The following is a 17,617-nucleotide window of genomic DNA, read 5'->3' as shown; positions in this document are numbered from 1 at the left end:
CAAAGAGAAGGCCGGATTTGACGGGCCTATAGGACGCGCAACGCCGAGACCGCGGCGTCCGCGCTGCGCGTGATCTCGACGAACAGCAGCGCGAACTCCTCGAACACGGTTCGGTCGCTTTCCGCTTCGGTGAGGGCGTCCAACTCCGACAGGAAATGCAGGATCGAAGCGATGCGCTCCTTGTGCTCGCGCGCGGCGGCGAGCCGCCGGCGCGTTTCACGCCGACGTTCCTGCTCGTCGAAGCGGGCGAGCGCCCCGTTCAGCGTCTCGCGGCAAGGGCAATCCAGATCTTCCGGACGTAGCACTCGTCGCAAGCGGCCGATCAGTTGGCTCGCCGAGGTGGTCGCTGCGCTTGGCTCGAACGTATAGTCGGCGTCTCCCTCGTGCCCGGCTTTCATGACAGGCTCCTTCCCGCTTCCCGGTGAGCTTCAGCGCAACGCGCCCAAACTGCCGCCGCCCGCTCCCGCATGAACGTGACCGGCCATCCCGTGCAGGAAGCCGTTGGAGAACGGCACATCCGGATAGATTTCACCCTGCAGCCTCTCGGCTTCCTCGGGCTCGATCCGCCCACCGACGACGTCGCGGAACAATCGCGCGACCGCGACCATGTCGCAGCCCTGCGGCGAGAGGCGCAGCGAAGCCACGCTGGCACGACGCAAGGCAGGAATATCGCTCAGCAGGCTGACGCAGCTATCCGAAAGGATCTGCACCCCGTTCACGGAGAGGAATCCGGCGCCGTCAAGCGTCTTGACGGGCATGCCGTCAGGATCCTTCTCGCAGACGAAACGACAATTGTCCTTGGTCAGCTTGTGAGCACGCGCATGATAGCAACGCGCCGACATCGCCAGAGGCACCTTGCCGAAGGCAAAGACCTCGGTCGCGAGTTGCGGCACCGCCGCCGAGATGGCCGCGACCGCAGGCAGCGGCAACTCCGGTGGCAGGCAGATGCGCGTCGCGCCTCGCTCGGCCAGAAATCCGGCCGCTGCCTCGTTGTAGACGTTGACGAAGGGGCCGACCGCGAACGGCCTCGACGCCAGCCCAGCCAGACAGGTCAGGTCGTTGATTTCGACCTCGGCCTCGTCGCTCTGCATCAGCTCACGGGTCTGGCGGCGCTCGCGCGGCAGCGAGATCAGGATCAGGCTGGAATGCAGCACGCGCTTGCCCGCTGCCTCCAGCCGTTCGACCACGGCGGGGATGGAATCCTGCTTGAAGGGCGCGCGCTTCGAGCAGACGGCCTCGCCGACGACCACGGCGTCGACCTGCGCCTCGTCCGCCACGCGATAGTAGAAATCGCGCCAGCGTTCCGGCGACCAATGATAGAGCACGGGTCCAAGGGTAAGCTGCATCGCCTGTTCCTTTGCGGGCCTAACGCCAGCCCTTGCGATAGGCACCGACCGTGCTGGCCTGCCCTTCGGCCATGGCCGCCAGGCTGACTGCGGGAGGGCTGCGGCCCTCGTCGATCGCCGCGAGTATCTTGCGGAAGGAGCTCACCACGCCCGCGATATAGGCGCGCCCGCGCTGTCGGCCTTCGATCTTGAAGGCGGTCACGCCGGCATCGCGCAATGCCGGCAGCATCAGGGCCGCGTCGAGGCTGACAGGCTCCTCGAAGATGTAGCCGGAGCCTCTGGGCGTGGCGAAACGCCCCTTGCACAGGGTCGGATACCCCGCCGGCTCGTCCTTGCCGAAGCTGTTGATGGTGAAGCCGCCCAGCGTGGAAACGATATGTCCGTTCCGCTCGGCATAGGCCACATGGCTCGCGGGCGAACAGACGCCGTTCATGTTCGGCGATTGGCCTGTGGCGTAGGAGGAGAGCGAGCACCGTCCCTCCTCCATCACGCAAAGGCCACCGAAGACGAAGACCTCCGTCTCGCAGGAGGTCTCGCGCACCATCGAGGCGATCTCCATCACGTTCAGCACACGGGGCAGCACGACGCGTTGCGCACCGAAGGTCTCGGCATAGAAGCGGATGGCGTCGGGATTGGCCGCGCCGGCCTGGACCGAGACGTGGAGCCTTTGGCCGGGGTGCCGGCGATGGGCATAGTCAAGCGTCGCGAGGTCGGCGAGGATCAGCGCATCCGCGCCAGCCATGACGGCATCGTCGATCGCTTCCTGCCACAGGCCGAACGCCCCAGCACGGGCGAATGTATTGATCGCGACCAGAACCTTGACGCCGCGCCGATGGGCGAAGGCGACCCCCTTGCGCAGCTCCTCGCGCGAGAAATTGAGGCCCGGGAAGTTGCGGGCGTTGGTCTCGTCGCGAAAGCCGCAATAGACAGCGTCGGCGCCCGCTTCAACCGCGGCTTCGAGACTGGCCGGCGTCCCGGCAGGGCAAATCAGCTCCATGTCTCGGCTCCGACGGCGGCGGACCGCCCTTGCAGTTTTCTGCGCAGCACCTGGCCGAGTCTTTGGCCGAGGGGGCCGAGCATGACGGCGCCGAAGTCGATGCGGGCGTCGTCGATCGCGTTGCGCAGGGCGAGAGCCGCCGCGACATCGCCCTCCACCCAGAGAATCCGCGAGAAGAACAGCGCATCGCCGTCAAGCGTGCCTTCCGCCATGCCGACGAGCCCCACCAGCGGCCCGCGGATGCTGGCGTCGAGGCGAGCAGGCAGAGCCCGCACGGCGCATAGCCGGGGCTGGCGCAGGCTCGGCTCCAGCAGCAAGGCGAATGGCAGGTCGGTCGGATCGATGCCGAAGCGCTTGTCCGCGTGCTCGCCGAGACGGCCGTAGAGATCGGGATAGAGCCGGCCGATGCGATGCAGCATCAGCGCCAGCAACGGCTGCAGCGGCGCAAGCGGCAATGGCGCGACGGCGCGCGCCAGTCCTGGCGGCAGCGTCGCCGGAATCGCCGCCGACCTGGTCATCTGTGGATCCGACATCGGTCACCTCCGGCCCCTAATCTGGACCGAAAGCCGGAATCTTCGTTGCTCTGGCTCAAAGACGATCGCGAATGAAACGGCGCATCGTCCGGCAACCGGAGCCCATGCCTTGCCGATCCGCACCCTGCCCCGCTTCCGCGATCTCAGTGCCTTCGTTGCCCATCTCGAGGCCGCTGGGCAGCTGCGGCGCATCGCCGAGCCTGTCAGCGTGGTCCATGAGATCACCGAGATCCACCGCCGCGTCATCGCAGAGGAAGGGCCGGCCCTTCTCTTCGAACGCCCCCTGCTTGCGGACGGCGCGGTTTCGTCCATGCCGCTGCTGACCAATCTCTTCGGTACGGTCGAACGCGTCGCCTGGGGTCTCGGCGTCGAGCGGGAGAACCTGCTTCCCCTTGGCCGGGCGCTTGCCGAGCTACGCGAACCGCGCCCGCCACGCGGGCTCGTCGAGGCATGGCGATCATTGCCGCTGGCGCGCGCCGCCCTGTCGATGCGGCCGCGCGAGATGAAACGTGCACCGGTCCAAGAACGGGTATTCCGAGGCGATGCAATCGACCTGACGGCGCTGCCGGTGCAGCTTTGCTGGCCGGGCGAAGCTGCACCGCTGATCACCTGGCCGCTGGTGCTCACGATGCCGCCGGCCCCCTTGCCCGAGGATGAAGGCAATCTCGGCGTTTATCGCATGCAGGTGCTCGGGCGGGACCGCGTGATCCTGCGCTGGCTCGCCCATCGCGGCGGCGCCCGCCACCATGCGCAGTGGCGCCGGATCGGCCGCGACATGCCGGTCGCGGTCTTGATCGGCGCCGACCCCGCCACGATCCTGTCGGCAGTGCTCCCGCTGCCGGAGACCGTTCCAGAGCTACGCTTCTCCGGTCTGCTGCGTGGCGAGCGGCCGGCGCTCGTCCCCTGTGTCAGCATTCCGCTTTCCGTGCCGGCGGAGGCGGAGATCGTCATCGAGGGCATGGTATCGCCTGACGAGACGGCGCCGGAAGGTCCGTTCGGAGACCACACCGGCTACTACAATGCGGTCGAGCCCTTTCCGGTCATGCGCGTGACTGCAGTGACGATGCGGCGGGCGCCGCTTTATCTCTCGACCTTCACCGGGCGCGCGCCAGACGAGCCATCGCGGATCGGCGAAGCGCTGAATGTCCTGTTCCTGCCGCTGCTCCAGCGGCAATTTCCCGAAGTGGTCGATATCTGGCTGCCGCCGGAGGCCTGTTCCTACCGGATCGCGGTCGTCGCGATCGACAAGCGTTATCCGGGGCAGGCGCGGCGGCTGATGCTCGGGCTTTGGTCGCTGCTGCCGCAGTTCAGCTACACCAAGCTCGTGATCATCGTCGACGGCGACATCGACCCGCGCGACTGGGCGCAGGTGATGTGGGCGGTCGCGACCCGTAGCGACGCCAGCCGTGACCTCGTCACGCTCTCCGATACTCCAATCGATTATCTCGATTTCGCCTCCCCGAAACCGGGGCTGGGCGGCAAGCTCGGCATCGACGCCACCAACAAACTCCCGCCGGAGACCGAGCGGGAATGGGGCCGACCCATGGCCATGACGCCGGAAGTCATTGCCCGCATCGATACGCTGTGGCCGTCGCTCGGCCTGCATCCGGCCGGAACGGCGCGATGAGCCTCCGCGTCATCGTCGGGATCAGCGGCGCCTCCGGCGCGGCGATCGGCCTGCGCGTACTCGAATTGCTGGCCGAAACGGGCAGGGTCGAGACTCATCTGGTGATCTCTCCGGCCGCCGAACGGACACTGGCGACCGAGGTCGACAGCGCCGCGCCCGCGCGAGCCCGGCAACTGGCCACCCGCTACCATGAGGTTTCGGACATCGGAGCCGCCATCGCCAGCGGCTCCTTCCGCACGGCGGGGATGATCGTCGCCCCCTGCTCGATCCGCAGCCTGTCCGCGATCGCCTACGGCCAGCTCGACAATCTCCTGGCGCGAGCCGCCGACGTCCATCTCAAGGAACGGCGCAGGCTGGTCCTACTCGTGCGCGAAAGCCCCCTGCATCTCGGCCATCTCCGCGCCATGACCCAAGTTACAGAATACGGCGCCATCGTCGCACCACCAGTGCCGCCCTTCTATCTGATGCCCGATACGATCGCGGAGCTGATCGACCAGATCGCGCGGCGCGCCATCGGGCTGCTCGACCTCGGGACCGCAGCCTTGCCGATCAACGAATGGCAAGGCGGTGGCGCGTGACGGCCGGGGGCGACTGCTCCGCATGCACGCACCGGCCCTTTCGCATCTTCTTCGTCCTCGCCGCGCTCGCTGCCGTCGCAGGCGTTGCACCCTGGCTCGCCGGCCTCTCGCCGGCCGGCATGACAGCGGCAGCTTGGCACAGCCAAATGCTGGTGTTCGGGATGATGCCGGCGGTCATGGCCGGCTTCCTGCTCACCGCATTGCCGCGCTGGACTCGCTCGGCGGCGATGTCGCGCGCTTTTTTGCTGAGCCTCGCAGCGCTTTGGCTGGCAGGCCGTGCGATGCCGTTCTGTTATCCGGCGTTCACGGCCCCGATTGCGGCCGGCTTCATCCTCTGCGTCGCGGGAGTCGTGGCCGTCCGCGTGATCGGGGCCGGCGCCCTACGGGAAATCAAGATCGTTCTTCTTATGGTCGCTCTGGCTGGAGCCTCGGCATCGGAAACCGCGCTCGACGCTTTGGCCGTCGGCTTGCGCCTGCGGCTCGCCCTGGCGGCCGAAATCGGGCTGGTAGCGGTGATCGCGGGACGTGTCGCGCCGGCACTGACCGCCGCCTATCTTGCTCTGCACGGGCAGGAATGCGGCCCGCGGCTGCCTCGCGCTTTCGAGGCCGCCGCCGCCTTGTCGCTCGTGGCCGCTCTCGGCCTCTGGACTTGCGACGCTGCAGGACAAGCTCCTGTCAGCCTGGTAGCGGCGGTCCTGCAAGCCACCCGATGGCTCGCCTGGCGGCCCTGGCGTGTTGCCCATTACGCAGGCCTTGTCGCCGTTCACCTGGCCTACGCCTGGATTCCGCTGGGCCTGGGTTTGAACACTTTGCGCGCCGCCGGCCTGGGAGTCAGCGGAAATGCGGTTCTGCACGCCTGGGCGGCGGGCACCGTCGGCGCGATGTGCCTCGGCGTCATGGCCAGCATGGTCCGGCGGCAATCCCGTCAGGCCTTTTCCAGCCCCGTCGGTTCACAGGCGATGCTGGTTACGAGCGCTGCCGCAGCGCCGTTGCGGCTGCTTTCGGAAGTCAGCGCGCCGCTGCATCCGAGCTACGCGGCCCTGTGCTGGTGCGCCGCCTTCCTGCTCTTTCTCGCAGCCTATCGGCGCCCGCTCGGCCTGTCCTGACGCACGGCTCAGACGGCGCGGCTGTATTGCCGTGGCGCATGGTTCAGATGCGCGTCGAAGGTCGAGGCGACCTTGCGCACGAGCAGGCGCGCATCGCCGGGCAACAGCACGCGGCTGCCGTCGAAGTTGACCACGCCCTCCTGCGCGAGCTGCGCCAGCGCATGGCGCGACGTCGCGAGCACGCCGGCATCGACGGGATGCCGGGCGCAAACGGCGTCGATATCGACCGTCAGGTCGCACATGACGCGCTCGATCAGCTCTGCGCGCAGCCTGTCTTCCGGTGCCATGCGATAGCCCTTCGCAGTCGGCAGCGCGCCGTCCGAGATCCGCTCGGCATAGCGCCCGATCACGACTTCGTTCTGCACATAGCCCTGTGGCAGGCGCCCGATCGCCGACGCTCCGAAACCGATCAGCGCCTCGCACGGATCGGTGGTGTAGCCTTGGAAATTGCGGTGCAGCCGGCCCTGCGACAGCACCCTAGCCATCGGGTCTTCCGGCCGGGCAAAGTGATCGAGCCCGATGCAGACATAGCCGGCAGCGACGAGACGGCGCGCCATCGCCTCCGCCTGCGCCTGCCGCTCCTGTCCATCCGGCAGCTCGGCTGTCAAGATCCGGCGCTGGTGCTTCTTGAATTCCGGCACATGAGCATAGCCGAAGATCGAGAAGCGGTCGGGCCGCATCGCGAGGCATTGCTCGACGGTGTCGATGCAGGATTGAACGGTCTGCTTCGGCAGGCCGTAGATCAGGTCGAAGCTCACCGAACCGATGCCCGCTCCGCGCAGCCCCGCGACGACGGCAGCGGTCTGCCCGGCGCTCTGGATCCGGTTGATCGCCTTCTGCACCTCTGGATCGAAGCTCTGCACCCCGAGGCTTGCCCGATTGACCCCAGCTACTGCCAGGGTCGCGGTCATGGCGGGCGCGAGGCGGCGCGGATCGATCTCAACCGCAATCTCCGCTTCGGGATGAACCGCGAAACGCTGGCGCAGCAGCCCGACAAGCGCGACGAAATCCGCCGGTTCGAGGATCGTCGGCGTGCCGCCGCCGAAATGGATGTGCCGGACGTCGACAGGCGCCGCCAGATGTTCCTCCACCAGCGCGATTTCACCGCGCAGCGCCGCGAGATAGTCCATGATCGGGCTGTTGCGCAGCGCCACCGTGGTGTGGCAGCCGCAGTACCAGCACATCGAGCGGCAGAACGGTACATGCAGGTAAAGCGACGTCGTCGTCCCCGCCGTCAGCGTCTTCAGCCAGCTTGCATAGGACGAGCCGTCGACATGCGCCTGAAAATGCGGAGCGGTCGGATAGCTCGTATAGCGTGGAAGCCGCTCGTCCCGATATGGCGTGGCCGGCATAACAGAGCTCCGATCGACCGTTGAAGAGCCCATTGCCTAACCCGTCGGCCGATCGTGTTCTTTGATATGCTGCAAAGAGCATCAACGAGCCTTCTCTATCCGCCGTCTTTTGTCGAAGCCGTCGGCCTGCTCGCCCCGCCGACGGCACAACATTGTTAGCGGTTAATCGATGCATTTCGAGAGGCGCGGCGTGGCCCGGCGAATCTGTCCGCGATGCAGGCGATGGCAGTCGGCGCGGCATCCAGAGCGATGAAAGCAAATCCCGCCCCGGCGACGCCAAGGCTGAGTATCGGCCAAATCAGCGACCTTTGGCCTGCTGCCTGTGCTGTGGACGGTCGGTTGGGGTAATTTGACCTTCTTTTCGAACTTGACCGGGCTCATGCAGCCAATGGTTAAGTGCCAGGCAGCGACCAGGCCGAGCCAAGCAGCGAAGCTGACCTCCTAGGATCGCACCGGAACCGATCAACAATTGGACCTGCCTCCGCCGTTGCCGTCTGTGCCGTCCGCCGCAGAGATCGCATCGGACGGTGCGTACGGCTCGGACGGAGCAACCGAGACGACCACTGCCTAGGCGACGCGGGTCATCGCGATGGTCCGCGTGCGCCCCTTCCGCCAGAGCCGGCCCGACCTGAAGGAGGCCGCGCGGATGTCGCGGCAGTTCGACCATGAGGCCCACCGGGTCGCTTACGCTGATAATCGGCACCCGAAGGCTGCCACCATCGCCGCCGGCATGGAGCTCGCAGCTCTTCTCCTAGATAGTCTGGTCTGCGCCTGGCCGGCCGACAGCCTCGTCGAAGTCGATGCAAAGCTCGCCCTCGCTGACGGGCGGGGGCCGTATGGTACCGACCAGGATGCGGACTATGTCGCGTCGCTCGCTGCGAAGACCGCTAGGCGGATCCGCATCATGCGGGCCGCGTTCCACGTCGGCGAGCTGACCGTTCCGCCGGCTCCTGCAGCACCGGGACTCGCCGACAGCAACCTCTCTTCCTGGAAGCGCCTGCGTTACGATCTGCGCGATCTCCTGCCGGTCCGAGGCGGCGAGCCGGTTCTTCCCACCTCGCCCGATATGTGGATCGCATTCGCTGCCAAAGTCCGAAGTTCGGCCGGCTGCGCGAGCGGATCGTCAGCATGTTCGCGACCGCGGAGCGGCTGTTCGACCTCGCGCGTGCCAACGAGGAGGGCAAGAGCCGCGAGTTGCGGCTTGCGGCCGAGGGTGCGCGGATCTTAGCCTATGTCAGCGCCTGCCAGGCGCTGATCTGGCCGGCTCGGTCGAAGGCCGATCTGGAGGAGAAGCGCGCGGTCGCGCGGATCATCAACGATCGCGCCAGCCGCCCGGATCCGCTGCATCAGCAGGCCATCGTCCGGCACATGGTCGACGAGGCGATCTGGGTCCATCGCCGCCTCGGACTCCATGACGGGGCACTGTTCATGACGAACTGGATCGAGATCGTCTGAGCCGGTCGCCAGGCTGCGACGGCAAGAGGGCGACGCCTTTCCCAAGGTCGACGAGCTCGGCTGACGGCGACGCCGCGACATTTGCTCCCAAAAGAATGAAAGGCGCGTCCGCGTGGCGCGCCTTTCGTCGTGGCGAGGAGGAGACGGTGACAGGGCGGGTGGGCCGCCCCCTTAAGGACAATCCAGATCATGACCGACATCACCGCTTCATCCCTGCGCAATCTCGCCGTCTCGACCAGCCCGGTTCCCGTGATCGACGAACTCGCCGGGCTCGACGCTCTCCTCCCCGACCTGCCGGACTAGCCCGAACGCCATGCCGCGCTGCTCGAGCGACTGCCGCCGATCCTCGATCTGCGCGGCCGGGCGCTGGTGCATGCGCAGCAATATGAGAGCTTCCTCACCCTCGCCGAGGCCGACCCATCAGCGCTGGAGGATCGCATCGACACCGCCAACGCGCTCGCCATTCTCGCACATGCCGGCGAGATCGCGGTGCTGCTCGTTCCACCGGGCTCGCCCGAGGACCGCTTCGGCCGGGCCATGCTCTCGAAGGAGAGGGCTCGTCAGTATCCCGGCGCCGGCGTCCATGATTCCGAGCTGATGGCCCGGGCGCTGCGGCGGTCTTTCTCTGACGGCAGCCCGCGCCTCGTGATCGGCGCGCGGATTCCGCCTGGCATGCAGGGCGCGGCGCGGCGCTTCCGCGGCACCGACTTGCCGCAGCCCGGCGAGCAGGGCGGCGCGAGCCCTGGCGTGCATCATCTCGAACATGCGCCTTCGCTGGAAGCCTGGTTCAACGACCCGCCCGACCTCGCCGCGTTGCTGAACGAGGCACATGAGCTGTTCGCGCGGGTCGCGGTCTGGGAGCCGGACCAGGGGCCGTTCGGGTATGGCGCGAAGCGCGGCGCTCTCATCCTCGCCTATGCAAAACTCTGCCGGATCGGACTCTGGCCGGCGCGCATCCGGGCCGACCTTGTCGCCAAGATGGAAGCGGAGCGCCTCGTCTCAGAACGCGCCGGCGATCCCGATGCGATGCGCGCCCTCGCCGAGATCGCGCTCGGTGTCGGAAACCGCATCGCCCGGCAGAGCGGGCGCTTCCTGACCTGCCTCGGCGGCGTTGAACTGTGAAGCCGGTCATGAGCATACCCCCTCAGGATCCCATTGAGGCCTACGAGAACCGGCGCTTTCTCAACCTCCAGTTCCTGCTCGGTCATTTACGTGATCAGCGGCCCGATGGCGGAGAGGCCGAGACACACGCCCAACGTGATCGCGACGAGCCACACCCGACCGGTCCCTCGATCGAAATCTACGATGCCGATCGGCTGGCCCGTCGTCTTGGACATGGCGATGGCATCGTCGATGCTCCCTCAGAGAACGACGAGGACACGGCGCAGGCGCGCCAGGTCAGGCTCTGGAGCCGGATGCAGTCCGACGAGCGCGGGCCGTGGCGCAAGCTCGTCATCCCCGACGAGGCGATGATCGCGCGCCTCGCCGGCCTCGATGCGATCTGTCCGCAGTTCAAGGAAGTCACGGCCTGGATCGTCAGGGCGGCCGGACTGACCCTAGCCACGGGCACGCCGCTCCGGCTCGATCCCGCCGTGGTGGTCGGACCGCCGGGCACGGGCAAGACCTTCTACGCCCGCAAGCTCGCCGGGGCGCTCGGCGTCCCGAGCGAGGTGATTGCGATGAACCTGATGACGGACAGAGGCGCGGCCTTCTCCGGCCTCGCCCCGATCTGGCGGGCTTCATCGCCCGGCAAGGTCGCCAAGCTCCTGATCGAGGGCAGCCATGCCTGCCCACTCATCGTCATCGACGAGATCGAAAAAGGCATCCCCGATCAATCCCAGCGAGACCCCGGAGAACGTGTTGCACTCACTGCTCGAGCGCGAGAATGCCGCGCGCTTCGTCGACGAGTTCGTCGATCTCCCGATCCGCGCTGACCACATCTTCTGGTTCGCCACCGCCAACAGCCTCGATCCCTTGCCGCCAAGCGTCGTCGACAGGCTGATCGTGTTCCGGGTCGAGTCGAAGGAGGCCGAGATGCTGGTGATCCAGAAGAGCATCTTCCACGAGGCGAACCTGCGGGTTGGGGAGTGCTTCGCCGAGCCCGACGAGGCGTTGTTCCAGGCCACGGCCAGCCACAATCCCAGGACGCTCTCGCGCCTTTGGGACATCGCCATGGGATTCGCCTGCGAGCAGGGCCGGCGGCACCTCGTCGCCGACGATGTCCGAAAGGCCGAACAGGTGCTGCTCGCCGGCAAGGAGGGCGCGAGGCGGCCGATAGGGTTCCTCCGGCCGGTGCCGGCAGGAAGGTGAGCCGCCGAGGTGTTCCGTGACGAGCTCGGGCAGCGCCTGACTGACAAGACTGGATTTGCCCGATCCCGAAACGCCGGTGACAGCGGTGAAGCAGCCTATGGGAAACTCGACGTCGAGACCATGGAGATTGTTCCGCCTGATCCCTTCCAGGCCTAGCCATGCCTTGGGATCGCGCGGTGTGCGCTCACTGCGGAGCGGCTCTGCGAACAGGTAGCGGCGGGTGATCGAAGTCTCGACGTTGGCAAGCCCCTCTATCGGCCCGCTGTAGAGGACTTCACCGCCCTTTTCCCCGGCTCCTGGCCCGACATCGACGAGCCATTCCGCGCGGCGGATCACGTCGAGATCATGTTCGACGAACAGGGAGTTGCCCGCCGCCTTGAGACGCTCGAGGATGGTGAGCAAGGCTTCGCCATCTGCCGGGTGCAACCCTGCCGAAGGCTCGTCAAGCACATAGACCACGCCGAAAAGCTGTGACGACAATTGCGTGGCAAGCCGCAAGCGCTGCAGCTCTCCGGAGGAGAGCGTCGGCGTGCTGCGGTCGAGCGAAATGTAGCCAAGGCCAAGATCGATCAGCGGCTCTAGCCGCTCGATCAATTCGCAGGCAAGGCGTTGGGCGGCGATCCGCTTCTCGTCGGAGAGATTGGGCGTGCGGCGTACGTCGGGCGCGCTCTTGTGCGCAGAGCCGCCCGCCGCAACCCGTTGTTCGACCGCTGCATCGCGGGCCGCTTTTTCCAGAACATGGCCCTTTGAGGGGGCGGAGACCGCCCCATACGCGCCATGCGCGACGGGCATCAGCAAGTCCTTTAGCTTGAGCACCGTCAGGTCGCCGAACTCGGCAATGTCGACGCCGGCGAATTTGACCGACAGGACTTCGCGCTTCAGGCGCTTGCCGTCGCAGGTCGGGCAATCGCGGCCCGCTCAACAAGCTCAAGAAGTCGCCCTGGAATGCCCGCAAGACGCCGCACAGCGAGGCCTCTATCGAGGCGAAGGCGGCGAGCATACATGCCAAGGGCTTCCTGCAAAATCTGGTTGTGGAGCCGGAGCTTGAAGCCGAGGGTGCAGAAACCGGCTTCTACTTCGTCACCATCGGCGAAGGCCGGAGGCTGGCGCAGTTGTTGCGCGCCAAGCGCAAGCAGATCAAGAAGACCGAGCCCATCCGCTGCGTGATCGACACGCAGAACGATCCGGCCGAGATCAGCCTGGACGAGAACGTCACCCGCGAAGACCTTCACCCCGCCCACCAGTACGAACGCTTCCGCGAGTTTGCGGAAAATCGCGGATGGGGCACGCTCCGCCGCCGCGAGTTGGACGCCGTCGGCTCCAAGCTCGCCGCCGAAACCGGCCTGCCTCACCTGAAGGCGGCGGCGGGCGAACACGTCGCCGGCACTTATCGCGAAGGCCTCACCCTGTCGTCCGGACGGTTCGCGATGATCGACAACGGGCTCGGCTTCCAGCTCGTGCCGTGGTCGCGGGAGATCGATCGCAAGCTCGGCCACATCGCCGGCGTCGCGCGAGCCGGCGGCGGCATCGAGTGGAGCCTCGGCCGCAAACGCGACCTGGGACTATAAGGGCCATCGTCCACATGCGGTCATGTCGCGGGAGGGTTCAGGCGCGATCTGATTAGTCGGCGAACTCGCTAAGCCGGCGCAGCTCAGATGCGGTACGCCCGGTTTTGCGTCGAAGCAGCACACGAAGGGTCGTTCCATTAGCGTACCCGGTCCGAGAAGCGATTTCATCGACGCTCAATCGAGTCGTCCTCAGAAGATAGGTCGCGTGTTCGACCCGCAGATCCTGGTGGTACGCCAGTGGTGATCGTCCGAGCACGGCGTGAACTCTTCTCGACAGCGTTCGCGTACTTGCTCCAGTGAACTGCGCCGCGTCTCGGAGCGAGAAAACTCGATCAAGGTTCGTCCGCACCCATACCTCAAAAGCTTGGACAAGCTCGTCCGTGTGTCGAAGGTGATCCGGGATCGCGTATGTCGCCTGGGGTGAACGCGAGTCGAGCATCAAGTAGCGGGCTGTCGTCGCCGCAAGTTCAGGGCTGCGCTGTCGAATAAACCACAATGCCAGATCGAAATGGGCCAACACAGCCCCCGCCGTAACGATGGTGTCGGCCCGCACGATGGTGCGATGATGATCCAAATCCACGCGCGGATAACGGGAGCGAAAGAACGGACTCAGCCACCAACTCGTCGTCGCGGCCCGACCATCCAACAGGCCGGCCTCCGCTAGCAGGAACGTTCCTGTACATGCCGCTGCGATAGTCGAGCCCCGTTTATGCCACGCGCGCAACAGAACGCCAGCGCTCGCGCAATCCGGATGGCGGAGTGTGGTGCTCAGCGCCTCCTCGGTCTTTGCGCCGACCGCAGGCACGAGCACAAGATCAGGCGCAAAAGAGGCGACTGCCGGCACAGCAGGTATGGCCAAGCCATGCGCAGTCATCGCGCCGTGCCGGACGCTCAGAACGGTCGCCTTGAACGACTTGCTTTCTGAGGTCGGCGCCAGTTCGGCGGCTGTGGTCAGCGTGTCCTGGAACGCGGCCAGTCCGGTGTCGAAAGCCCCATCAAGGGCAAGGATCGCGATGTTCATGGCGAGAATGGTACTACATTTGTCATTTATGCCAAGCGACTGATGCGCTGACCTCCATTAGTGTTGTGACTGCCTATGGGAACGAAGGCCGCTCTCGGTTGAGGCGCGTATCGACAAAGGCGCGAGTCGAGCCACTCGGGTGTCTGCAACAACAACTCTTGGCAATCATCGTTGCTGTCGATCCGTGCCAGGGCAGATTCCAAGTCTGATAAGGAGATAGGTATGATTAAGTTTGGGCTGTATGTTCGGCTGGAAGCGAAGGCCGGCAAAGAGGCGGATCTTGAAGCGTTTCTTCAAGGTGCATTGCCGTTGGCGCAGGAGGAGACCGGCACGCCGGTGTGGTACGCCGTGAAATTCGGGCCTCAAAGCTTCGCGATTTTTGACGCTTTTGCGACCGATGAAGATCGCGGCGCTCACCTGAATGGCCCAATTGCTGCCGCTCTGATGCAGCATGCGGACGAACTCTTGTCGACACCGCCCGTGATTGAACGTTGGGATGCTTTGGCGGTGAAGTAGGATCACTGGGGAAGGGCCGTCCAGGCACGGAAATTAGCTCGTATAGAATATTCGGCGCCAATATTGCTAAAACAGAGCATACCATTCCTACGATAGAAGCGCCGATTACTATACGCCGGCATGATCTGACTTGTTATCTATAGCCATGATCCGACCTTTGCGGGATTTGCCGCAAGGGTCGCCATGTCCGCCACTAGAGTCAGGAGTCGTTGATCACAGCCAGAAGATGACGGTGGCAGCGAGGGCGATGGCGGAGAAGAAGGCCGTAGGGTAGCGATCGTAGCCGGTGGCGACGCGGCGCCAGTCTTTGAGGCGGCCGAACATGATCTCGATGCGGCTGCGGCGCCGATAGCGGCGCTTATCGTACCGGACGGGCTCGTTGTGCGACCTGCGGCCTGGGATGCAAGGCTGGATGCCCTTGGCCTGAAGAGCGTCCCTGAACCAGTCGGCGTCGTAGCCGCGGTCGCCGAGCAGCCACTGCGCTTTTGGCAGGTCGTCCAGCAGCGCGGCCGCACCGGTGTAGTCGCTGACCTGACCGGCGGTCATGAAGAAGCTCAAGGGGCGACCGTTCGCGTCGGCGACGGCATGGAGCTTGGTGTTCATGCCGCCTTTCGTGCGTCCGATCAGGCGGCCGAGATCCCCCTTTTTACCCGCAGGCTCGATGCCGTGCGGTGCGCCTTCAGGTAGGTCGCGTCGATCATCACCGTTTTGGGTTCGGCGCCCACCGCAGCCAGACCTTCCATGATGCGCGTGAACACGCCTGCCTCACCCCAGCGCTTCCAGCGGTAGTACAGCGTCTTGTGCCGGCCGTACGCGCCAGGAGCATCGCGCCAGCGCAGCCCGTTGCGGTTGACGAACACGATGCCGCTCAGCACCCGCCGGTCATCCACTCGAGGCTTGCCGTGGCTCTTCGGAAAGAACGGCCGCAGCCGCTCCATCTGCTCATCCGTTAGCCAAAACAGGTCGCTCATCCCGGTCTCCTCGCGGAGCCTGAATCAGATCGCAACGCTCATATCAATGGGTCCTGACCCTACGATCCGGAGAAAGACTTCGAGTTGATCTCGCCCGTTGCCACCGTGGTGAACGTACTCGTAGTTAATGATACGAAGATTCCGGTTGCCAACGTCAAGGATTTTATTGCGCATGTGAAGGGAAAGCCGGGCGCGATTAGCTATTCGTCGGCGGGCCTCGGCTCCTCCCAGCATCTGGCGGCGGCCTATTTCGACATCGTCGCCGGCACCCGCATGGTCCATGTGAACTACCGATCAGGCAGCCAGATCGCGCTTGATCTCGTTTCGGGCGATGTGCCCGTCAGCTTCCAACTCATTCCCAATGTTATCGCGCAGCTACAAGCGGGCCAGATAAAGGCACTGGCAGTCACCACTAAGACGCGCAGCAAGTCGCTGCCGGATGTTCAGACCATGACTGAGGCCGGCGTCGAGAACTACGAGTCCTATGCCTGGTTCGGTATCACTGCCCCGAAAGGCACGCCGCCGGCCATCCTTGAACGGATGAGCAAGGAAATCCGCCTCGCGGTCGCTGACCCTGCCGTGCAGAAGCGGCTCATCGACATCGGGGTCGAGCCCCACAGCAGTTCGCCCGCTGAGTTCAAGAGCTTCCTCGCAGAGGAAATCGTGAAATGGTCCGGCATCATCAAGGATGCCGGCATCAAGCCCAACTGACGGCCCGCGACGAGGCGGAAGCCTCCTCTACGCGCCAGCATTTGGTGACGCTCCCTGCTAGATCGGCCAACAGTTCCGCAACCCAGTTGGGGACGCGCTCCTCGGTCCGGTGCGGTGCATGGCCGACACGACGCAGGACGCGCGTGAAGGCCGCCCCGGACACGGCCTCATGCGTCGCCTCGACGTGGGCCAGGCTGCCGAAGGGGTCTTCATCCCCCTGGAGCAACAGCAGCGGCGCTCGGATCGAGGGCAGCAGCGGCAGGACCGTCCAGTCAGCAAAAGCGGGCGACAGCCAGATCTCGCTCCAGGCGCGGAAAGCGCCCTGTGGATCGCAATGATTGCGGGCAAGCGCCTTGAGGAAGGCCGGATCGTTAGCGAAGCGCTCCGCCATCGCGCGAACGCCGGCAAGAGTCTGCGGTTCGGCAAAGACATGCGGTGCCTCGGCAACCGCAGCCTCGACCAGATCAGGACGCTGCGCCGCCGCGATCAGGGCGATCGTGGCGCCGTCGCTATGACCGTACAGACAAGCCCTCTCCAACCCGAACGACGCCATTATGGCGGGCAGCGTCTCGCAGGCCTCGCGCTGAAGATAGTCGCAGCCGCGTGGCTGGCTCGCGGCGTCGGAGCGCCCGCAACCGGATCGCGAATAGGCCAGTACGGTGCGGCCTGTGGCCTGTCTCAGCGCATCGGGAAATCGTCGCCAGCCATCGGCGTGGCCGAAACCATGATGAAGCAGGATAATCGGCGGCTTCTCGGCACTCATCTCGCCACAGAGCCGATAGTGCAGCCAACGCCCGAGGATGAAACGCTTGGGCATTTACACAGCAATCAGATTCAGCAGCCGCTCGCGATCGGGTTCGCTCTCCGCATCGCCGCTGAAGACGATCCGGCCACGTTCGACGACATGGAAGCGATCGGCGACCGAAAGCGCCTCATGCACGTTCTGTTCGACGAGCAGGATGATCGCCCCTTGCTCGCGCAACTCGCGCACAATCGCGAAGATCTCGGCAACGATCATGGGGGCAAGCCCTTCGCTAGGCTCGTCGATCAGGACGAGGCGCGGCTTGCCGACCATGACGCGGGCCATGGCGAGCATCTGCTGCTCGCCGCCCGAGAGGGTCGTGCCGAGCTGGTGCCGACGCTCGCCGAGCCGGTGGAAGCGGTCATAGATGCCCTCGATCGTCCGCTTTTCGTCACGTGACGAACGGCCCTTCACCTGCAGCAGTCCGAGCCAGAGATTTTCCTCCACCGTCAGCCCCGGGAAGATACGCCGATCCTCCGGCACGAAGCCGACGCCGGCATGGCAGATGCGGTCGGGCGCCAGACCCTCAAGAGTCTCGCCGTCGAGCCGGATCGCTCCGTGACTGGGCTTGACCCAGCCGGCGATCGTCTTCAGCAGCGTTGTCTTGCCGACTCCGTTGCGGCCAAAGATGCCAATGACCTCGCCCGGCCCTGCGCTCAGGTCGATCCCCTGAATGACGTGGCTCAAGCCGTAGTGGCTGTGCAATCCGCTGATGTCGAGCATG

16 protein-coding genes and 3 pseudogenes are annotated in these 17,617 nt (G+C 65.5%); 9 read left to right on the top strand and 10 right to left on the bottom strand.

Translation table 11 applies throughout. The features are described 5' to 3' along the window. Positions 1 to 26 precede the first annotated feature (26 nt). The 4 genes from NUV79_RS18595 to ubiT are packed head-to-tail and all read right to left on the bottom strand — an operon-like array spanning position 27 to position 2,861. A complete protein-coding gene (locus NUV79_RS18595) occupies positions 27 to 398 on the bottom strand; it encodes a hypothetical protein (RefSeq protein ID WP_244639021.1) in 372 nt (123 codons plus the stop codon). Between the two features lie 30 nt (positions 399 to 428). Next, the gene (gene ubiV, locus NUV79_RS18590) at positions 429 to 1,346 is read right to left on the bottom strand and encodes a ubiquinone anaerobic biosynthesis protein UbiV (RefSeq protein WP_257734581.1); all 918 of its coding nucleotides are present in this window, start codon (positions 1,344 to 1,346) and stop codon (positions 429 to 431) included. 19 nt (positions 1,347 to 1,365) lie between these two features. Continuing rightward, positions 1,366 to 2,343 carry a ubiquinone anaerobic biosynthesis protein UbiU gene (ubiU, locus tag NUV79_RS18585; protein ID WP_173048840.1) on the bottom strand — a complete coding sequence of 326 codons (978 nt, stop codon included), beginning with the start codon at positions 2,341 to 2,343 and terminating at the stop codon, positions 1,366 to 1,368. Continuing rightward, complete coding sequence (gene ubiT, locus NUV79_RS18580; RefSeq protein ID WP_257734580.1) at positions 2,334 to 2,861, bottom strand: ubiquinone anaerobic biosynthesis accessory factor UbiT; 528 nt, start codon at positions 2,859 to 2,861, stop codon at positions 2,334 to 2,336. The genes ubiU and ubiT overlap by 10 nt, the downstream gene beginning before the upstream one ends. 124 nt (positions 2,862 to 2,985) lie before the next feature. Here ubiT and NUV79_RS18575 point away from each other — a divergent pair, with 124 nt between their 5' ends. Genes NUV79_RS18575 through NUV79_RS18565 form a run of 3 tightly spaced genes read left to right on the top strand, consistent with a single transcriptional unit; the run spans position 2,986 to position 6,187 of the window. Then, entirely contained in the window at positions 2,986 to 4,503 is a 1,518-nt protein-coding gene (locus NUV79_RS18575; RefSeq protein ID WP_244639022.1) for a UbiD family decarboxylase, read from the top strand. Continuing rightward, the gene (locus NUV79_RS18570) at positions 4,500 to 5,081 is read left to right on the top strand and encodes a UbiX family flavin prenyltransferase (RefSeq protein ID WP_173048846.1); all 582 of its coding nucleotides are present in this window, start codon (positions 4,500 to 4,502) and stop codon (positions 5,079 to 5,081) included. Before NUV79_RS18575 ends, NUV79_RS18570 begins: the two co-directional genes overlap by 4 nt. Then, a complete protein-coding gene (locus NUV79_RS18565; RefSeq protein WP_257734579.1) occupies positions 5,078 to 6,187 on the top strand; it encodes an NnrS family protein in 1,110 nt (369 codons plus the stop codon). The genes NUV79_RS18570 and NUV79_RS18565 overlap by 4 nt, the downstream gene beginning before the upstream one ends. Positions 6,188 to 6,195: 8 nt before the next feature. Here NUV79_RS18565 and hemN read toward each other — a convergent pair whose 3' ends face one another. Next, complete coding sequence (gene hemN / locus NUV79_RS18560; protein ID WP_173048850.1) at positions 6,196 to 7,539, bottom strand: oxygen-independent coproporphyrinogen III oxidase; 1,344 nt, start codon at positions 7,537 to 7,539, stop codon at positions 6,196 to 6,198. A 1,128-nt stretch (positions 7,540 to 8,667) separates the two neighbouring features. On the opposite strand from hemN, the gene NUV79_RS18555 reads away from it, so the two are divergent. The 3 genes from NUV79_RS18555 to NUV79_RS18545 all read left to right on the top strand — a co-directional run bounded on the left by NUV79_RS18555 (position 8,668) and on the right by NUV79_RS18545 (position 10,928). Next, positions 8,668 to 8,994 (top strand): hypothetical protein, encoded by a 327-nt coding sequence (locus NUV79_RS18555; protein WP_257734578.1) that lies wholly within the window; start codon positions 8,668 to 8,670, stop codon positions 8,992 to 8,994. Positions 8,995 to 9,363: 369 nt separating this feature from the next. Beyond that, on the top strand, positions 9,364 to 10,116 hold the full coding sequence (locus tag NUV79_RS18550; RefSeq protein ID WP_173048854.1) for a hypothetical protein: 753 nt from the start codon (positions 9,364 to 9,366) through the stop codon (positions 10,114 to 10,116). Next, on the top strand, positions 10,113 to 10,928 hold the full coding sequence (locus tag NUV79_RS18545; protein WP_257734577.1) for an ATP-binding protein: 816 nt from the start codon (positions 10,113 to 10,115) through the stop codon (positions 10,926 to 10,928). The genes NUV79_RS18550 and NUV79_RS18545 overlap by 4 nt, the downstream gene beginning before the upstream one ends. A 370-nt stretch (positions 10,929 to 11,298) precedes the next feature. Here NUV79_RS18545 and NUV79_RS18540 read toward each other — a convergent pair. Continuing rightward, a pseudogene (locus tag NUV79_RS18540) lies at positions 11,299 to 12,219 on the bottom strand (excinuclease ABC subunit A); the annotation flags it as partial. Between NUV79_RS18540 and NUV79_RS25320 the strand changes: the two are divergent. Then, positions 12,219 to 12,872: pseudogene (locus tag NUV79_RS25320) on the top strand (ParB/Srx family N-terminal domain-containing protein); the annotation flags it as partial. The pseudogenes NUV79_RS18540 and NUV79_RS25320 sit on opposite strands and share 1 nt — an antisense overlap. Before the next feature lie 52 nt (positions 12,873 to 12,924). On the opposite strand, the gene NUV79_RS18525 reads toward NUV79_RS25320, so the two are convergent. Continuing rightward, positions 12,925 to 13,893 (bottom strand): GlxA family transcriptional regulator, encoded by a 969-nt coding sequence (locus NUV79_RS18525; protein ID WP_173048858.1) that lies wholly within the window; start codon positions 13,891 to 13,893, stop codon positions 12,925 to 12,927. A 222-nt stretch (positions 13,894 to 14,115) separates the two neighbouring features. Here NUV79_RS18525 and NUV79_RS18520 point away from each other — a divergent pair, with 222 nt between their 5' ends. Next, complete coding sequence (locus NUV79_RS18520; RefSeq protein WP_173048860.1) at positions 14,116 to 14,409, top strand: antibiotic biosynthesis monooxygenase; 294 nt, start codon at positions 14,116 to 14,118, stop codon at positions 14,407 to 14,409. A 213-nt stretch (positions 14,410 to 14,622) separates the two neighbouring features. On the opposite strand, the gene NUV79_RS18515 is transcribed toward NUV79_RS18520, so the two are convergent. Continuing rightward, positions 14,623 to 15,380 (bottom strand): IS5 family transposase gene (locus NUV79_RS18515; protein WP_257734576.1). Its coding sequence is split into 2 segments (ribosomal slippage): positions 14,623 to 15,047 and positions 15,047 to 15,380, totalling 759 coding nucleotides; the frame shifts between segments, so codons are not numbered across the junction. A 69-nt stretch (positions 15,381 to 15,449) separates the two neighbouring features. On the opposite strand from NUV79_RS18515, the pseudogene NUV79_RS18510 reads away from it, so the two are divergent. Next, positions 15,450 to 16,091 (top strand): annotated as a pseudogene (locus NUV79_RS18510) (Bug family tripartite tricarboxylate transporter substrate binding protein); the annotation flags it as partial. Here the strand turns inward: NUV79_RS18510 and NUV79_RS18505 are convergent. Both NUV79_RS18505 and NUV79_RS18500 read right to left on the bottom strand, forming a co-directional pair. Continuing rightward, positions 16,078 to 16,908: an alpha/beta fold hydrolase gene (locus tag NUV79_RS18505; RefSeq protein WP_173048866.1), complete on the bottom strand. Its 831-nt coding sequence runs from the start codon at positions 16,906 to 16,908 to the stop codon at positions 16,078 to 16,080. The pseudogene NUV79_RS18510 and the gene NUV79_RS18505 sit on opposite strands and share 14 nt — an antisense overlap. Beyond that, entirely contained in the window at positions 16,909 to 17,616 is a 708-nt protein-coding gene (locus NUV79_RS18500) for an ABC transporter ATP-binding protein (RefSeq protein WP_257734575.1), read from the bottom strand. Position 17,617 lies beyond the last annotated feature (1 nt).

This window comes from Allobosea sp. 47.2.35 (assembly GCF_024655635.1).
Classification (GTDB): domain Bacteria; phylum Pseudomonadota; class Alphaproteobacteria; order Rhizobiales; family Beijerinckiaceae; genus Allobosea.
Note: the sequence above shows the minus strand (reverse complement) of the source record. Positions and strands in the feature narration are given on the sequence as shown.